This is a genomic window from Pseudomonas sp. MPB03 (assembly GCF_046605385.1).
In the GTDB taxonomy this organism is placed as follows: Bacteria; Pseudomonadota; Gammaproteobacteria; order Pseudomonadales; family Pseudomonadaceae; genus Aquipseudomonas; species Aquipseudomonas zanjanensis.
Genome location: NZ_CP176770.1, coordinates 3,741,575 through 3,757,676, shown reverse-complemented (window position 1 = coordinate 3,757,676; position 16,102 = coordinate 3,741,575). Strand labels below are relative to the sequence as shown.

Annotated in this window: 16 protein-coding genes; 11 read left to right on the top strand and 5 right to left on the bottom strand. The window is 62.4% G+C overall.

From position 1 onward, the window contains the following. The first annotated feature begins 5 nt into the window (after positions 1-5). Entirely contained in the window at positions 6-1,454 is a 1,449-nt protein-coding gene (locus ACLH0I_RS16540; RefSeq protein ID WP_411384790.1) for an aldehyde dehydrogenase, read from the top strand. A 141-nt stretch (positions 1,455-1,595) separates the two neighbouring features. Then, the gene (locus tag ACLH0I_RS16535; protein ID WP_411384789.1) at positions 1,596-3,473 is read left to right on the top strand and encodes a feruloyl-CoA synthase; all 1,878 of its coding nucleotides are present in this window, start codon (positions 1,596-1,598) and stop codon (positions 3,471-3,473) included. A 146-nt stretch (positions 3,474-3,619) separates the two neighbouring features. Here the strand turns inward: ACLH0I_RS16535 and ACLH0I_RS16530 are convergent, their stop codons facing one another. Further along, a complete protein-coding gene (locus ACLH0I_RS16530) occupies positions 3,620-3,937 on the bottom strand; it encodes a YqjD family protein (protein WP_186707644.1) in 318 nt (105 codons plus the stop codon). A gap of 160 nt (positions 3,938-4,097) precedes the next feature. Between ACLH0I_RS16530 and ACLH0I_RS16525 the strand changes: the two genes are divergently transcribed. Next, entirely contained in the window at positions 4,098-4,352 is a 255-nt protein-coding gene (locus ACLH0I_RS16525) for a hypothetical protein (protein WP_003181187.1), read from the top strand. Between the two features lie 3 nt (positions 4,353-4,355). Here the strand turns inward: ACLH0I_RS16525 and ACLH0I_RS16520 are convergent, their stop codons facing one another. After that, complete coding sequence (locus ACLH0I_RS16520; protein WP_411384788.1) at positions 4,356-5,264, bottom strand: LysR substrate-binding domain-containing protein; 909 nt, start codon at positions 5,262-5,264, stop codon at positions 4,356-4,358. Between the two features lie 86 nt (positions 5,265-5,350). Between ACLH0I_RS16520 and ACLH0I_RS16515 the strand changes: the two genes are divergently transcribed. Then, positions 5,351-6,274: a carbon-nitrogen hydrolase family protein gene (locus ACLH0I_RS16515; protein ID WP_186707645.1), complete on the top strand. Its 924-nt coding sequence runs from the start codon at positions 5,351-5,353 to the stop codon at positions 6,272-6,274. Position 6,275: 1 nt separating this feature from the next. Here the strand turns inward: ACLH0I_RS16515 and ACLH0I_RS16510 are convergent, their stop codons facing one another. After that, entirely contained in the window at positions 6,276-6,746 is a 471-nt protein-coding gene (locus tag ACLH0I_RS16510; RefSeq protein WP_250963548.1) for an LEA type 2 family protein, read from the bottom strand. A gap of 291 nt (positions 6,747-7,037) precedes the next feature. Here ACLH0I_RS16510 and ACLH0I_RS16505 point away from each other — a divergent pair, with 291 nt between their 5' ends. The 4 genes from ACLH0I_RS16505 to ACLH0I_RS16490 all read left to right on the top strand — a co-directional run bounded on the left by ACLH0I_RS16505 (position 7,038) and on the right by ACLH0I_RS16490 (position 10,070). Then, positions 7,038-7,754: a helix-turn-helix transcriptional regulator gene (locus ACLH0I_RS16505; protein ID WP_060742566.1), complete on the top strand. Its 717-nt coding sequence runs from the start codon at positions 7,038-7,040 to the stop codon at positions 7,752-7,754. Positions 7,755-7,805: 51 nt separating this feature from the next. Beyond that, on the top strand, positions 7,806-8,147 hold the full coding sequence (locus tag ACLH0I_RS16500; RefSeq protein ID WP_186707647.1) for a nuclear transport factor 2 family protein: 342 nt from the start codon (positions 7,806-7,808) through the stop codon (positions 8,145-8,147). Positions 8,148-8,397: 250 nt separating this feature from the next. Beyond that, positions 8,398-9,519: a cell division protein ZapE gene (gene zapE, locus ACLH0I_RS16495; protein ID WP_411384787.1), complete on the top strand. Its 1,122-nt coding sequence runs from the start codon at positions 8,398-8,400 to the stop codon at positions 9,517-9,519. Between the two features lie 56 nt (positions 9,520-9,575). Continuing rightward, on the top strand, positions 9,576-10,070 hold the full coding sequence (locus ACLH0I_RS16490; RefSeq protein WP_186707649.1) for a GNAT family N-acetyltransferase: 495 nt from the start codon (positions 9,576-9,578) through the stop codon (positions 10,068-10,070). A gap of 24 nt (positions 10,071-10,094) precedes the next feature. Here the strand turns inward: ACLH0I_RS16490 and ACLH0I_RS16485 are convergent, their stop codons facing one another. Next, positions 10,095-11,834 carry a phosphoethanolamine transferase CptA gene (locus ACLH0I_RS16485; protein WP_411384786.1) on the bottom strand — a complete coding sequence of 580 codons (1,740 nt, stop codon included), beginning with the start codon at positions 11,832-11,834 and terminating at the stop codon, positions 10,095-10,097. A gap of 329 nt (positions 11,835-12,163) precedes the next feature. Further along, positions 12,164-12,337 (bottom strand): DUF6026 family protein, encoded by a 174-nt coding sequence (locus tag ACLH0I_RS16480; protein WP_013693491.1) that lies wholly within the window; start codon positions 12,335-12,337, stop codon positions 12,164-12,166. A 252-nt stretch (positions 12,338-12,589) separates the two neighbouring features. Here ACLH0I_RS16480 and gnd point away from each other — a divergent pair, with 252 nt between their 5' ends. From gnd to ACLH0I_RS16465, 3 genes are read left to right on the top strand one after another with little or no spacing between them, the layout of a single operon-like run. Continuing rightward, positions 12,590-13,594 carry a phosphogluconate dehydrogenase (NAD(+)-dependent, decarboxylating) gene (gene gnd, locus ACLH0I_RS16475; RefSeq protein WP_411387518.1) on the top strand — a complete coding sequence of 335 codons (1,005 nt, stop codon included), beginning with the start codon at positions 12,590-12,592 and terminating at the stop codon, positions 13,592-13,594. Then, a complete protein-coding gene (zwf, locus tag ACLH0I_RS16470; protein WP_411384785.1) occupies positions 13,591-15,111 on the top strand; it encodes a glucose-6-phosphate dehydrogenase in 1,521 nt (506 codons plus the stop codon). Before gnd ends, zwf begins: the two co-directional genes overlap by 4 nt. Then, entirely contained in the window at positions 15,108-15,926 is an 819-nt protein-coding gene (locus tag ACLH0I_RS16465) for an HAD family hydrolase (protein WP_411384784.1), read from the top strand. The genes zwf and ACLH0I_RS16465 overlap by 4 nt, the downstream gene beginning before the upstream one ends. Positions 15,927-16,102 lie beyond the last annotated feature (176 nt).

Sequence of the window (16,102 nt, the reverse complement as noted above, 5' to 3'; positions counted from 1 at the left end):
TCACCATGCTGGACGTGCCCCTGTTGATTGGCGGCCAGTCGTGCCCGGCCCGCGATGGCCGGACCTTTGAACGCTGCAACCCGGTGACGGGTGAGGTGGTGTCTCGCGTGGCTGCCGCCACCCTGGAAGACGCCGATGCCGCCGTGGCCGCCGCCCAAGCGGCGTTTCCCGCCTGGGCCGCGCTGGCGCCCAACGAGCGCCGTACACGTCTGTTGCGTGCGGCCGAGCAATTGCAGGCCCGCAGTGGCGAGTTTATCGCCGCCGCCGGCGAGACCGGCGCCATGGCCAACTGGTACGGCTTCAATGTGCACCTGGCGGCGAACATGCTGCGCGAAGCCGCGTCCATGACGACCCAGATCAACGGCGAAATCATTCCTTCGGACGTGCCCGGCAGTTTCGCCATGGCCCTGCGTCAGCCTTGTGGCGTGGTGCTGGGCATCGCCCCCTGGAACGCCCCGGTGATTCTTGCGACCCGCGCCATCGCCATGCCCCTGGCCTGCGGTAACACCGTGGTACTCAAGGCTTCCGAGATCAGCCCGGCGGTGCACCGCTTGATTGGCCAGGTGCTCCAAGACGCCGGGCTGGGCGACGGCGTGGTCAACGTGATCTGCAATGCACCGGCGGATGCGCCAGCCATTGTCGAACGGTTGATCGCCAACCCGGCGGTGCGCCGAGTGAACTTCACCGGCTCGACCCACGTCGGGCGCATCGTCGGCGAACTGTCGGCGCGCCATCTCAAGCCGGCGTTGCTGGAGCTCGGCGGCAAGGCGCCGCTGTTGGTGCTGGACGACGCTGACCTGGATGCAGCGGTGCAAGCGGCCGCCTTCGGGGCCTACTTCAACCAGGGCCAGATCTGCATGTCCACCGAGCGATTGATCGTCGATGCCCGCGTGGCGGATGCGTTCGTCGCCAAGTTGACCGCCAAGATCGCCACCTTGCGTGCCGGCGATCCGGCGGCTGGCGATTCGGTGCTGGGCTCGTTGGTCGATGCCAGTGCCGGCCAGCGCATCAAGGGGCTGATCGACGATGCCTTGGCCAAAGGCGCGACGCTGGTCAGCGGTGGCCAGTTGGAAGGCAGCATCCTGCAGCCGACCTTGCTCGACGGCGTCACCGCACACATGCGCCTGTACCGTGAAGAGTCCTTCGGGCCGGTGGCGGTGCTGCTGCGCGGCGACGGCGATGAAGAACTGCTGCGCCTGGCCAACGATTCCGAGTTTGGCCTGTCGGCCGCCATCTTCAGTCGCGACACCAGCCGTGCGCTGGCCTTGGCCCAGCGGGTCGAGTCGGGCATTTGCCACATCAACGGCCCGACCGTGCACGACGAGGCGCAAATGCCTTTTGGTGGGGTCAAGTCCAGCGGTTACGGCAGCTTTGGCGGCAAGGCGTCCATCGAGCATTTCACCCAATTGCGTTGGGTGACCTTGCAGAGCGGTCCGCGGCATTACCCGATCTGAAACCCGTCGCATCGTGGGCGGCCCGGCCATGAAGGCCGCCGCCCGGATGCAGGCCAGAATAATAATGACAAGGCCGCAGCCCTGTGCTGCCACGCTCCGCTCGCATCGCGACCCGAGTGTGCCTTGGTGGAGGAAATGTACGTGAGTTCCGAGTCCAGATCGTCCTCCCGACCCGAGGCCGGGCGTTATCGCCAGGTGTCGATTGGTCACCCTGCCGTCGAAGTCCGGGAAGAGCGTGGCATCTTGCACATGCGTTCCCTGGAGCCCCTGGCCCCCTTGCCGGCGCGTTTGCTCGAGCGCCTGGTGCACTGGGCCGAGGTGCGCCCACAGCAGACATTTATCGCGGCCCGTGAAGCGGGTGGCGACTGGCGTCGAGTCAGCTATGCGCAGATGCTCGACAGCGTCCGGGCCATCGCCCAAAGCCTGCTGAGTTACGGATTGTCGGCGGAAAAACCCCTGGCGTTGCTCTCCGGCAACGACATAGAGCACCTGCAAATGGCCCTCGGCGCAATGTACGCCGGCATTCCCTATTGCCCGGTTTCACCGGCCTATTCATTGCTGTCCCAGGATTTCGCCAAGCTGCGCCACGTCTGCGATCTGTTGCAGCCGGGTCTGGTGTTTGTCAGCGAAGCCGCACCGTTCGAGCGGGCGATCAATGCCGTATTGCCGGCGGACGTCCCCTTGATCACCGTGCGTGGCGAGATGGCGGGCCGGCCTGGGACCCGTTTTGCCAGCCTGCTGGCCCAACCCGGCGGCATTGAAGCCGAGCAGGCGTTCGCCGCCACCGGGCCGGACAGCATTGCCAAGTTCCTGTTTACCTCGGGCTCCACCAAGCTGCCCAAGGCGGTGATCACCACCCAACGCATGCTGTGCGCCAATCAGCAGATGCTGCTGCAGACCTTTCCAGTGTTCGGCGAGACGCCGCCGGTGCTGGTGGACTGGCTGCCGTGGAACCACACATTCGGTGGCAGCCACAACCTCGGCATTGTGCTGTACAACGGCGGCACGTTCTACCTGGACGACGGTAAACCCACCGCCCAGGGCTTTGCCGAGACCCTGCGCAACCTCAAGGAAATTTCGCCGACGGCCTACCTGACCGTGCCCAAGGGCTGGGAGGAATTGGTCAGCGCCCTGGAGCAGGACGGTGAATTGCGCGAGCGTTTCTTCAAGCGTATCAGCCTGTTCTTCTTTGCCGCGGCGGGCCTGTCGCAAACGACCTGGGACCGGCTCGACAAGGTCGCCGAGCAGCATTGCGGCGAACGTATCCGCATGATGGCCGGCCTGGGCATGACCGAGGCGTCGCCGTCCTGCACCTTCACCACCGGGCCCTTGTCCATGGCCGGCTACATTGGCCTACCGGCGCCTGGTTGCGAAGTCCGGCTGGTGCCGGTGGACGGCAAGTTCGAAGGGCGCTTTCGCGGGCCGCACATCATGCCTGGCTACTGGCGCTCGCCGCAGCAGACCGCTGACGTGTTCGACGAGGACGGTTTTTATTGTTCCGGGGATGCGATCAAGTTGGCCGATGCCAGCAATCCGCAGCTGGGGCTGATGTTCGATGGACGGATCGCCGAGGATTTCAAATTGTCCTCCGGGGTGTTCGTCAGCGTCGGCCCGTTGCGCAACCGAGCGGTGCTGGAAGGCACGCCCTATGTCCAGGACCTGGTGATCACCGCACCGGATCGCGAGTGCCTGGGCGCACTGGTGTTTCCACGCCTTGCGGAATGCCGACGCCTGTCAGGCCTGGGGGCGGTGGCTAGCGATGCCCAGGTACTTGCCAGCCCGCCGGTACGCCGATGGTTCGCCGACTGGCTGCAGCGCCTGAACCGCGAAGCCAGTGGCAACGCCAGTCGCGTGGAATGGATTGCCTTGCTTGATGAGCCGGCCTCCATCGACCGCGGTGAAATCACCGACAAGGGCTCGATCAACCAGCGGGCGGTGTTGCAGTGGCGGGCGGAGAAGGTGGAGGCGTTGTATCGCGGGGAGGATGCGTCGATCCTGCGGGCGGGGCCTGTGGCTTAACGCAAGAACTGCATACCCCCTGTGGGAGCGAGCTTGCTCGCGATAGCGGCGGCCCAGCAGCATTGATGTTGCCTGGCACACCGCCATCGCGAGCAAGCTCGCTCCCACAGTTGTTAACCCCTTACAACTCCTGCAGAGGATGTGGTTTAACGCCGCCCCAACAGCAAGCCCACCACCAGCCCGAACCCAGCGGAAATCGCCACGGTCTGCCAGGGGTGGCCGCCAATGTAGACCTCGGTGGCATCGACCATCGGACGGGTGCGCTCCCGGGCGCTGGCGACCGAATCGAGGGCCTGTTGCAGTTTCTGGGAGACCTGGCCGCGCAGGTTTTCGGCTTCTTCGCCCACCAGCGAGGCACTGCTTTTGAGCAGCTTCTCCGATTCTTCAATCAATGCCTTCAGTTCGCTGAAGGCCTGATCCTTGATTTGCTCTCCGTTCGTTTGCACGGTGCCTTTACGGGCCATGGAAATGCTCCTTGTGGATGATGGCATTGAACAATGGAGTGTTGCGCTTGCACAAAAGTTGCAGCGCGCGGCCCTGGCAGGGCATTCCATCGCAAATCGTGGTTAAGACGTTTCCCTGCAAGGTGTAAGATGGCGCCTATTTACGCAACAGGTAATTCCCATGAGCTTCAATCTGGCTGACAAGCCCCTGGCCGAGCGCGCCGCGCTGGAAGACGAAAAATCCCGACTCTTTGAACTGTGGCAAAACAATTTGGGCAAGGCCAAGGGCGATGCCGCCCGCCTGTTCGGCGAGCGCTCCAAGCGCAAGGGCAAGTGGGCCGAGTGGGTGCGTGCCGAACTGGACGGCATGTCCCCGCCGGAATACGCCAACATGGTGCGCAGTGAAGTCAATCGCCTGATGGCCGCCAACAAGTAAGCCTCAGGCGAACGTCGCGGTAATGGCCTCGCGCACCTTGATCACCGCTGGGTCCATCTGCGTGTGGGTTCGCCAGCCCAGTTCGATGGGGTAGCGGGGCAAGGCCAGGGGGCAGGGCAGCAAGGCCAGGCCGCTGAGGTCGGCGATGGCTCGGGCGGCGTGGGTCGGAATCGTCGCCACGGCCTGGCTGCCCTTGAGCAGGAACGGCAACCCGGCAAAATGCGTGGTCGAGGCACAGACGCGCCGACTCAGGCCAAGCCCGGCCAGCCCTTCGTCGGTGATGCCGATGAAGCCCCCCGAAGACACCAGCAGATGCTCACGGGCCACGAACGCCTCCAGGCTGAGGGTTTGTTGGCCTTGGGCCAGGCTCGCCGCGTCCAGGAGGCAGGCGTAGTCGCCTTCGCCCAACACCTGGCGGCTGAGCAACCGTTGGGCGAAACCGCCCGCCGTGATCGCCAGGTCAAAGTCGCGCTCCATCAAGGCCCGGCCGACGATCTGGCTGTGGGTCTGGCGGAAAATCAAGCGCAGGCCCGGCGCGCGGCGGGCCACTTCCTCGATCAGGCGGCGTCCATGGGCAATTTCGAAATCGTCCGACAGGCCGACGATGACCGACCGACCGTCATAATGACTGGCGTCTGGGGCGATCATCGCCAGGCTCTGGCGACATTTGTCCAGGGCTTCGCTGATCACCGGTTTCAGTTGATTGGCCCGCAACGTCGGCGCCAACCCCCGTCCCGTACGCACGAACAATTGATCGCCATACACATCGCGAAGCCTGCGCAATGCGGCGCTGATGGCCGATTGCGTCACACCCAGGCGCACGGCGGCGCGGCTGGCGCTGGATTCGTCATGCAGGGCTTCGAAGGTCTTGAGCAGGTTGAGGTCGATGTCGGCGATATTCATGAGACTCATATCATTTAGCAGCATTCGGGGCTTTATTCATGATCGGCCGCTGCTTGAGAATCAGCAACACCTGATGATCAAGGAGTTGAAAAACCATGCCCAAATCCATTGTGGCTGCCCTGCAGATCGGTTCGTTGCCGGGTGGCAAGGGCGAGACCCTGGCGCAGATCCTTTCCTATGAAGACGCCATTCGCCAAGCCGGTGCACGCCTGGTGGTCATGCCTGAAGCGCTGTTGGGTGGCTATCCCAAGGGCGAGGGGTTCGGGACGCAACTGGGTTACCGATTGCCGGAGGGGCGCGAGGCGTTTGCCCGCTACTTTGCCAACGCCATTGACGTGCCCGGCGTGGAAACCGAAGCGCTGGCCGGGCTGTCGGCGCGCACCGGGGCGAGCCTGGTGCTGGGCGTCATCGAGCGTGTCGGTAGCACCCTGTACTGCACCGCGCTGTATTTCGAACCCGATGCAGGCCTTGTGGCCCGGCACCGCAAGTTGATGCCCACCGGCACCGAGCGACTGATCTGGGGCAAGGGCGATGGTTCGACCTTGCCGGTAATCGACAGCCAGGTCGGCCGGGTTGGCGCGGCGGTGTGCTGGGAGAACATGATGCCGCTGCTGCGCACCGCGATGTACGCCAAGGGCGTGGAAGTCTGGTGCGCACCGACCGTTGATGAGCGGGAGATGTGGCAGGTGACCATGCGCCATATCGCTCACGAAGGGCGCTGTTTTGTGGTCAGCGCCTGTCAGGTCCAGGCGTCGCCGCAGTCCCTGGGCATTGACGTCGCGCATTGGCCGGCCGAGCGGCCGCTGATCGCCGGTGGCAGTGTGATAGTCGGGCCCATGGGGGATGTACTCGCCGGACCGCTGAAAGACACCGCAGGGTTATTGACCGCCGAAATCGACACCGATGATCTGGTGCGGGCGCGCTATGACTATGATGTGGTCGGGCACTACGCCAGGCCGGACGTGTTCGAACTGGTGGTGGACGAACGCGCCAAGCCCGGCGTGCGCTTCACGGCGTGATTCACCACGTCGCCGCGGAGCCTGGCAGCTCGAGGGTCCCGCGGTCGACGAAGCGCATCGTGCCGAACACGCCGCCGGCGAGCTTGCCCTTGAGTACATAGGGCAGGTTGTCCAGGCTTTGGGTCTGGCTCAGGCCCAAGGTCTGGCGCAGCACGGAAAACGCCGAAATGCTCACCGGCACACTCAGGATCGCTTCGGAAAAGCGCGGGATCGAACCGGCCTGGTCACTGACCCCTGTCGCCAGCGTACGACCATTGACCTCCAGGTCCAAGGCCATGCCGTTGTAGTCGATGGCGGTTTCGTTGGGGTTCTGCACACGCAGTTTCACCGCAAAACGCACTTCCAAGCCCTGGTTGGGCAATGGCTCGATGCCCACCACGTTGATGTTCAGCGGGTCACGGTGCGGGAAGAGGGCGCAGGCGCTCAGGCTGAGCATGATCAGGAAAACGGAAAGGCCGAGGATTCTGCGCATGGATAGACTCTCAATGAATGAAAAAACTCGGAAGCGATTGAGCACGATACCCTGGCGAGAGCGCTTTTGTGGCGAGGGAGCTTGCTCCCGCTCGGTTGCGCAGCAACCGCAACAGCTTGGGTCGCTGCGCAGCCCAGCGGGAGCAAGCTCCCTCGCCACAAAAGCTCACACACCACAAAGACTCATTCCACAGATTCATACCACACTGACTCATCCGTCAAAGGGCTCCTGACAGTTTCTGACACCAGCCTCTGCTAATCTGCGTCATCTTTTCTTTGCGGACAGTCCATCGTGTCGCGTACCACTCGGCTGCTCACTTTGTTGCAAGTCCTGCGAGGCAAGCGTTGCCCAGTCACCGCCGCGACATTGGCGGGTGAACTGAACGTCTCCGAGCGCACCTTGTACCGCGACATTGCCGAACTCACGGCCCTTGGCGCGCCGATCCAGGGCGAAGCGGGCATTGGTTATGTATTGCGCAGCGGCCTGTTCCTGCCGCCACTGATGTTCACCGCCGATGAAATCGAGGCCATTGTGCTGGGCTTGCGCTACGTGGATCAGCGCGCCGACGAGGTGCTGGGCAAGGCGGCCGCCGATGCCCTGGCGAAGGTCGCCGCGGTGCTTGCCCCGGATGTGCGGGACGCGTTGCGCAACCCCACGGTGCTGCCTGGCCCGCCGGGTTATGGCTATCCGCAGAATACTGTGGAACTGAATGTCTACCGCCAGGCCATTCGCGCCCAGGCCAAGCTGCACATCGACTACGCCGACGTGAACAAGACCCCGAGCCAACGGCTGATCTGGCCGCTGGCCCTGGGCTTTTTCAATGAGGCGCGGGTGGTGGTGGCCTGGTGCGAATTGCGCGGCGCCTATCGGACTTTTCGCACCGATCGGATTGCCTCGGCCACCGAGCAGGGCGAGCGCTATCCAGGCCGGCGCAGCGATTTGCTGCGGGACTGGTTTGCGCTGATGAAGCTGGACGAAACCGGGCGTTTCACTCCTGACAAAAACTGACACAGCGCTGTTCTAGCATGGTGCCAGATCGATAAAACAAGGAGCCATGCCATGTCCAACCCCGTCTCTTCCCTGGCCCCGGCCATCGCCGGCTACATCGCGGCTGCCAATGCCCGTGACAGTTCGGCGGTGACGCGTTTCTTCGCCGAGGACGCCAATGTGTTCGATGAAGGCCAACACCGTGTCGGCACCCAGGCCATCGCCCAATGGATGGAAGACACCGCCCAGCGCTTCCAGCCGCGAGTCGAGGTTCTCGATGTGCAGCAACGCACAGGCAAGGTGCTGGTGCACAACCTGATCTCCGGCACATTCCCCGGCAGCCCATTGGAGCTGCGCTATACCTTCCGGCTCGATGAGCAGGGCAAGATCAGTCGGTTGGATATTTCAATATAGCACTCTGCCCCAACGCTGTTACACCAGGAGTTGAACGCTGTTGTGCCAGGAGTTGAACGCCTTTATGGCGAGGGAGCTTGCTCCCGCTGGGCTGCGCAGCGGCCCCAAGTTTTTGCGGTTGCTGCGCAACCGAGCGGGAGCAAGCTCCCTCGCCACAGGGCTCGGCGTTGAGTCCACAAGCAGGTGAATGACTCATCACCCCATGCTGCCATGGCATACTCCCCACCTTCGTTTTCCGGACCCGGGCCGTATGACTTTCGACTCCCCCCTGAGTGCTTGGCAGCACGCCATCGAACACCGCGGTTTCGTCCAGGATGAGGCCCAGGAATTGGCCATCATGGCCCTGGAGCAATGCCACCAGGCGTTGCACGAAGGGCGCAAGTCGATCAAGGGCGTTTATCTCTGGGGGCCGGTGGGGCGTGGCAAGACCTGGCTGATGGACCGCTTTTATGAAAGCCTCAAGGTGCCGGCACGCCGTCAGCACTTCCATCATTTCATGGCGTGGGTGCACCAGCGTTCGTTCCAGCTCACCGGCACGCCGGACCCTTTGCAGGCCCTGGCCAAGGAGTTGAGCGCGGAAGTACGGGTGCTGTGTTTCGACGAGCTGTTCGTCAACGACATTGGTGACGCGATCATCCTCGGGCGTTTGTTCCAGGTGATGTTCGAGCTGGGCATGGTGATGGTGAGTACCTCCAACCTGCCGCCGGAAGAGCTTTATGCCAACGGCCACAACCGCGAGCGCTTCCTGCCGACCATCACCGCGATCAAGCAGCACATGCAGATCGTGCCGGTGAACGGCTGGCAAGACCATCGCCAACACCCAGGCCAATTGCAGCAGCGTTACTGGTTGCGCGATCCAGGGCAACCCGACCCGCTGGGCGATGTCTTCGACCTGTTGACCGCCGGGCAGGTGTCGAGCCGAGCGCCGATTGAAGTGGGCCATCGTCTGCTGGAACCGGTCCAGGCCAGCGATGCCGTGCTGTGGAGCCGTTACGCCGACTTGTGCGAGCAACCGTTTTCAGCGTTGGATTTCATGGCGCTGTGCGACCGCTTCAATGTCATCCTGCTCAGTGACGTGCCCTGTCTGAGCGCTGAACAGCGCGAAGGGCGTATTGCTCGTGGCACCGAGGACGGCGTCGAACGGGTCGTGGCCGGTGATCGTGAGTTGCCGCAGTTGTCGGTCCACGACGACGGCGTGCGGCGATTCATCGCCCTGGTCGATGAATGTTATGACCGCAAGGTGCCGCTGTGTCTTTCGGCCGCGGTGCCGATGGATGAGTTGTACACCGAGGGCTATCTGCAATTCCCGTTTCGCCGTACGCTCAGTCGCCTCCAGGAAATGCAAATGCAACGTTTTGGTCAGTACGCCTGACCTGTATCCCACCGACGGCATTGTGCCGCGGTCCTACTGAAGTGAGATGGAAGGTCATGGAAGAAGCCAAGGACATCCTTGTTCTGCAAGCCAGCTACACCAACCCGGTCCACGCCGAAGCGATCTGTCATGTGCTCAACGGTTATGCGCAGGATCCGATGGGTGGGGGGCATCCGTTGCCGGCCGAGGTACTGCTGCACCTGCCGGAGGAGCTGGCCAAGCGGCCCCATGCCTTCAGCGTGCTGGCGTTTGTCAATGGAGAACCGGCGGGGCTGGTCAATTGCTTCGAAGGTTTTTCAACCTTTGCCTGCCGGCCCCTGGTGAATATCCACGACGTGGCGGTCATGCCGGAATTTCGCGGCCTCGGGTTGAGCCAGAAGATGCTGCAGAAGGTCGAGGACATTGCCCGTCAGCGCGGTTGCTGCAAGATCACCCTGGAAGTGCTTGAAGGCAATGCCGTCGCCCAGGGCAGCTACGCCAAGTTCGGCTTTGCCGCCGGCATGTTCGACCCGGCCCACGGCATTATGCAGTTCTGGATCAAGCCCCTGTAAAAGCGGGCTTCTGGTGGGGTGCGGTTATTTTTGCACCACCTCAGCCAAGGGCGCCTTGGGCTGCATCAGGCTGAAGTCGATCAGCGCCCTGCGCGGGGCTTCATACGGATTGCCGATCAGCAGGGGACGGGCCTTGAAGTCATCGCTGACCAGGCTCTTGCTGCGGTCCAGCTCATCGAAGCTCAGGCCGGCCAGGTCTGCCCAGGTGTGAATCAGGTGCGAGCTGCTGTAGGGCCGTGACAGGTCGCCGGCAAAGTTCCAGTCATGGTTTTCGCGCCACTTGGGCGAAGCCCAGGCCATGAAGGGAATGGTATACATCGGCGCTGTCGGCTTGGCTTCGTTACGGCCCAGCGTGCCGTGACCCTGCGAATCGAACACGTCTTCACCATGGTCCGAGAGGTACAGCAGGAAACCGTTGGGGTCGGTCCTGGCGTAATCCTTGATCAGGCTGGAGACGACGAAGTCGTTGTACAACACCGCGTTATCGTAGCTGTTGTAGGTCGGGACCTGATCATCACGCAGGCCCGCCGGTACGCCCTGGCGATCAGTGAACTTGTTGAACGTCGGCGGGTACCGGTATTGATAACTCATGTGGGTGCCGAGCAGGTGCACCACGATCAGCTTGCGCGGCGCGCTGTCGGCCAGGGCCTTGTTGAACGGCTCGATCACGTCGCCATCGTACTGCGCGGAGTTCTGGTTGCGGTTGTTGTTCAGGTACACCTGTTCATCGGCCTGTTGGGAAAAGGTCGTGAGCATGGTGTTGCGCTTGGTCATTGTCTGCTGGTTGGTGATCCAGAAAGTCTTGTAGCCGGCCTGCTTCATCATGCTCACCAGCGAAGGCGTGCTCAGGTACAGGTCCGGGTTCTGTTCGTCGGCGAAGGTCAGCACCTGTTGCAGTGCTTCGATGGTATAGGGGCGCGGGGTGATGACATTGTCGAACACCGACAGCTGGTCCTTGAGCTTATCCAGCTCCGGTGTGGTTTCCCGCGGGTAACCGTAGAGGCTCATGCGCTGCCGATTGGTGGATTCGCCGATCACCAGCACCAGGGTGGCCGGCTGTTCTGCCATGCCGTCCTTGAGGTTGCTCAGGGGAGGGATCTTGCTGGCGCTGTGGAGCATGCCTTGCATGTTTTCCAACTGCTCACCATAGCGACGGTAGGCCACCAGCATCTGCCAGGGCACCGCCGGCTCGATCCGGTTTTCGAACTTCTCCAGGCCACGGGCGAAGCTGCCGGTGCGCAGGGTCTGCTTGACCAGCGGATAACCGACCACGGCGAGCACGATGACGGTTGCGACAACCACGGCCTGGCGCCGGGGCAGGTACACCGGGCGCAGGCGGGTCCAGAGCCAATAACCCACGGCGGTATGGGCCAGGAACGCCGCCACCATCCACCAGGCAAAATACTGGGTCAGGTACTCGCCGGCTTCAGACACGTTCGATTCGAACATGATGAAGATGACGCTTTGGGAAAATTCTTGCTGGTAAATGAAGAAGTAGCCCAGGCTGGCCATGGAGCAGGCCCACAGCACCACGCCGATCAATGCCGCCAGCAAGCGCGTACGGGCAGGGAAGAGCAGCAGGGGCGCCAGCCACACCGCACTCATCACGAACGCTTGGCGAAAGCCGGCGAAACCCGAGGTGTCACTGAGCAGAATGAGTAGTTGGGTGATACCCGAGAAGTACCAGAAGAACAGAAACAGCCAGCCGAATCCGGCCCAGTCGAAACCTTTCGCAGTCGTTTTGCTGCGTTTGAACAAGCTCATCAAGCGCTCCAGCCTCTGTCGACGAAGCTGCTGGCACCGGACTGGTGGCCGCAGGCATACGCCGAGCAATCTTAAAGGCGGGGAGTATTACGAGCCGGTTGTGAAAACTTTGTTAGTTTTTCGGTTACAAAACGCAGGCGGGGGTGAATCAGGCAATCAAGGCAGGCGGGAGGCGCCCCATCCTGTGGCAGGGGGCTTGATCCTGTAGGAGCTATGTAGGAGCTGTCGAGTGCAACGAGGCTGCGATCTTATCCCAGACACTTGAGTCTCAAGCGAAAGATCAAGATCAAAAGATCGCAGGCTTCGCCAGCTCCTACCCTCTGGGGCGGTTACCGAGCCAGGGACTGGCTCTGGTGGGACAGCTGTGCGTGTTGCAGCTGCATGCGCAGTTGCGTCACTTCATCAAGCAGTAGATCGCGTTCTTCCTTGAGTAGGCGCAATTCATCGCGACGAATGGTCACATAAAGGGTTTGGGGGGGACGTGCGGTAACGACTGGGCCCATTGCTCACCTCGCAAATGGCGTACATCAACTAGAGAGATGTCGCCAGTTTTTTTGGTCGACACCTCTTTATCGGCGCCGATTCTGAATACTTTTGCTCGTGAATGGAACTTTTTTATTTTTCATGGTCGCCGTGTCTTCGGCCGGTTTTTGAACGTTATCCTTTGTGATCGGGCGATTTACCCGGAAACTATGCAGCAATGCTCTGGACTAACCTCCACAAGTCACCTTGAGCTAAACCTTTGACACACCTTTATTTGTAGTAGGGAGCATCAGCACATGCAACTCGGGATCATTGGACTGGGCCGCATGGGCGGCAATATTGCGCGGCGCCTGATGCTCAATGGGCACACCACCGTCGTCTATGACCGCAATACCGCTTTTGTCGAAAACCTGAGCCAGGAGGGCGCCACGGGCGTCGTGGACCTGCCGGCACTGGTCGCCGGCCTGGACAAGCCACGAGCGGTCTGGGTCATGCTGCCGGCCGGCGCACCCACCGAAGACACCATCAACGTCCTCAGCGAGCTGCTTGAGCCGGGCGACGTGATCATTGATGGTGGCAACACGTACTACAAGGATGACATCCGTCGCGCCCAGGCCCTGTCGGAAAAAGGCCTGAGCTACATCGATGTCGGTACTTCCGGCGGTGTCTGGGGCCTGGAGCGCGGCTACTGCATGATGATTGGCGGTGAGGCCGAGGTGGTGAAGCGCCTGGACCCGCTGTTCGACAGCCTGGCACCGGGCATGGGCGACATTCCGCGCACCCGTGACCGCACATCCGACGATGACCGCGCCGAACGCGGCTACATCCACGCAGGCCCGGCCGGTGCCGGGCATTTCGTGAAGATGATCCACAATGGCATCGAGTACGGCATGATGCAGGCCTTCGCCGAAGGCTTCGACATCCTCAAGACCAAATCCAGCGAAAGCCTGCCACCGGAGCAGCGTTTTGACCTGAACGTGGCCGATATCGCCGAAGTCTGGCGCCGTGGCAGCGTGGTCTCGTCCTGGCTGCTGGACTTGACCGCCGACGCCTTGGCCAGCGATCCGAAACTGGAGGGTTTTTCCGGCGAAGTCGCTGACAGCGGTGAAGGGCGCTGGACCATCGAGGCCGCCATCGAGCAAGCGGTGCCGGTGCCGGTCCTGTCCAGTTCGCTGTTCGCCCGTTTCCGCTCGCGCCAGCAAAGCACCTACGGCGACAAAATGCTCTCGGCCATGCGCTTCGGCTTTGGCGGCCACGTGGAGACGCCGAAAAAATGACCTCGATCGCCAGCAAATCCAAGGCAGAACCCGCGCCGCCGACCACGTTGTTTTTGTTCGGCGCCCATGGTGATCTGGTCAAGCGCCTGCTGATGCCGGCGCTATACCACCTCAGTCGCGACGGTCTGCTGGGCGATGGGCTGCGCATCATCGGGGTTGACCACAACGCCATCAGCGATGTGGATTTTGCCAAGAAACTCGAGGATTTCATCCGCAACGAAGCGGCGAGCAAGGGCGGTGATGCCGACCGCGCGCTCGACCCGGTGCTGTGGGCCAAGCTGGCCCAGGGCATCAGCTACGTCCAGGGTGATTTTCTCGATGACGGCACCTACCAGGCACTGGCGGCAAAAATCGCCGCCAGCGGCACCGGCAACGCGGTCTTCTACCTGGCGACCGCGCCGCGCTTTTTCAGTGAAGTGGTCAGCCGCCTCGGTGCGGCCGGGCTGCTTCAGGAGCAGGAGGGGGCTTTCCGGCGGGTGGTGATCGAAAAACCCTTCGGTTCCGACCTGCAAACCGCCGAAGCGCTGAACGCGTGCCTGCTCAAGGTCATGAGCGAGAAACAGATCTATCGCATCGACCATTACCTGGGCAAGGAGACGGTGCAGAACATTCTGGTCAGTCGGTTCTCCAACAGCCTGTTCGAGGCGTTCTGGAACAACCACTACATCGACCACGTACAAATCACCGCCGCCGAAACCGTCGGCGTGGAAACCCGTGGCAGTTTTTATGAACACACCGGCGCCCTGCGGGACATGGTGCCGAACCATCTTTTCCAATTGCTGGCGATGGTGGCCATGGAGCCGCCAGCGGCGTTTGGTGCTGACGCGGTACGTGGGGAAAAGGCCAAGGTCGTCGGGGCGATCCGGCCCTGGTCGGTGGAACAGGCCCGCGCCAACTCGATCCGCGGCCAATACACCGCCGGTGAAATCGGCGGCAAGGCCGTGACCGGTTATCGCCAGGAAGCCAACGTCGCTGCCGACAGCAGCACCGAGACCTACGTCGCCCTCAAGGTCATGATCGATAATTGGCGTTGGGTGGGCGTGCCGTTTTACCTGCGCACTGGCAAGCGCATGAGCGTGCGGGACACGGAGATCGTCATCTGCTTCAAGCCGGCGCCTTACGCGCAGTTTCGCGACACCGAAGTCGACGAACTGCAACCGACGTACTTGAGAATCCAGATTCAGCCCAATGAAGGCATGTGGTTCGACCTGCTGGCCAAGCGCCCGGGGCCGGCCCTCGACATGGCCAATATCGAATTGGGCTTTGCCTACAAGGATTTCTTCGAAATGCAGCCATCCACGGGTTACGAGACCCTGATCTACGATTGCCTGACTGGCGACCAGACCCTGTTCCAGCGCGCCGACAACATCGAAAACGGCTGGCGCGCCGTGCAGCCGTTCCTCGATGCCTGGCAACAGGACGCGACGGTCCAGCCCTACAAGGCCGGGGAAGATGGCCCGGCGGCGGCCGATGACTTGCTGACCCGCGACAGTCGCGTCTGGCATGGCCTCGGATGAGTAATCTGGTGAAGCATCCCATCCGATTTTTACTCAGCGACATGGACGGCACGCTGCTGCTGCCTGATCACAGTCTCAACCAGCGCACCATTGAAGCGGTTCGCTCGTTGCGTGAGGCCGGCGTGCTGTTCAGCCTCGCCACAGGGCGACCGCCGCGGGCCATGTTGCAGCAGATCGAGGCCCTGGGCGTCGACCTGCCTACGGCGGCGTTCAACGGTGGCACGCTGGTTCATCCCGACGGCAGCTTCCTTGCGGTCCATTACCTGCCGCCCGAGGCCGCGCTGGCCACGCTGGCGCTGTACGCCGATCAGCCTGGCATCGAGGTCTGGGTTTTCGCCAATGGCGATTGGCTGGTGCGCGACGCCAACGGCCCGATGGTGCCGGTGGAGACCCGCGGCCTGGGCTATCCGCCGGTAGAAGTCGAGAGTTTCGAGCCGTATCTGGAGCGGATCGACAAGATCGTCGCCACCAGCGCCAACACCGACCTGCTGGTGGAACTGGAGGCTCGGCTGCACCCGCTGCTCAAGGGCCAGGCCCAGGTGTCGCGTTCGCAACCGATCTACCTGGACGTGACGGCGATGAAAGCGAACAAGGGCGAGGCGTTGTCGACGCTGGCCGAGTTTCTGGGTGTGCCGCTGGAGCAGACCGCAGCGATGGGGGACGGCGGCAATGACCCGGCGATGTTTCACCGGGCGGGATTGTCGATTGCCATGGGGCAGGCGGAAGAGGCGATCAGGCGCCAGGCCGATGTCGTGACCGCCGCCGTGACCGAAGACGGCGCGGCCTTGGCGATCGAGCGGTACATCCTCCTGTAATAAGCTGTCCGGGTCTTTGTGGCGAGGGAGTCCCCGCCGCGTCGCCGACGCTGCGCTGTCGCGCAGCAAACAAGTGCTCGGCTTAAGATTGGGTGCGCGCGGGGAAAGAGGCCGTAGCTATCACTGGTGTGTCCGCACCCGCGAGGGAGAGTGGCCGGCACGGTATCGGCGTGGAG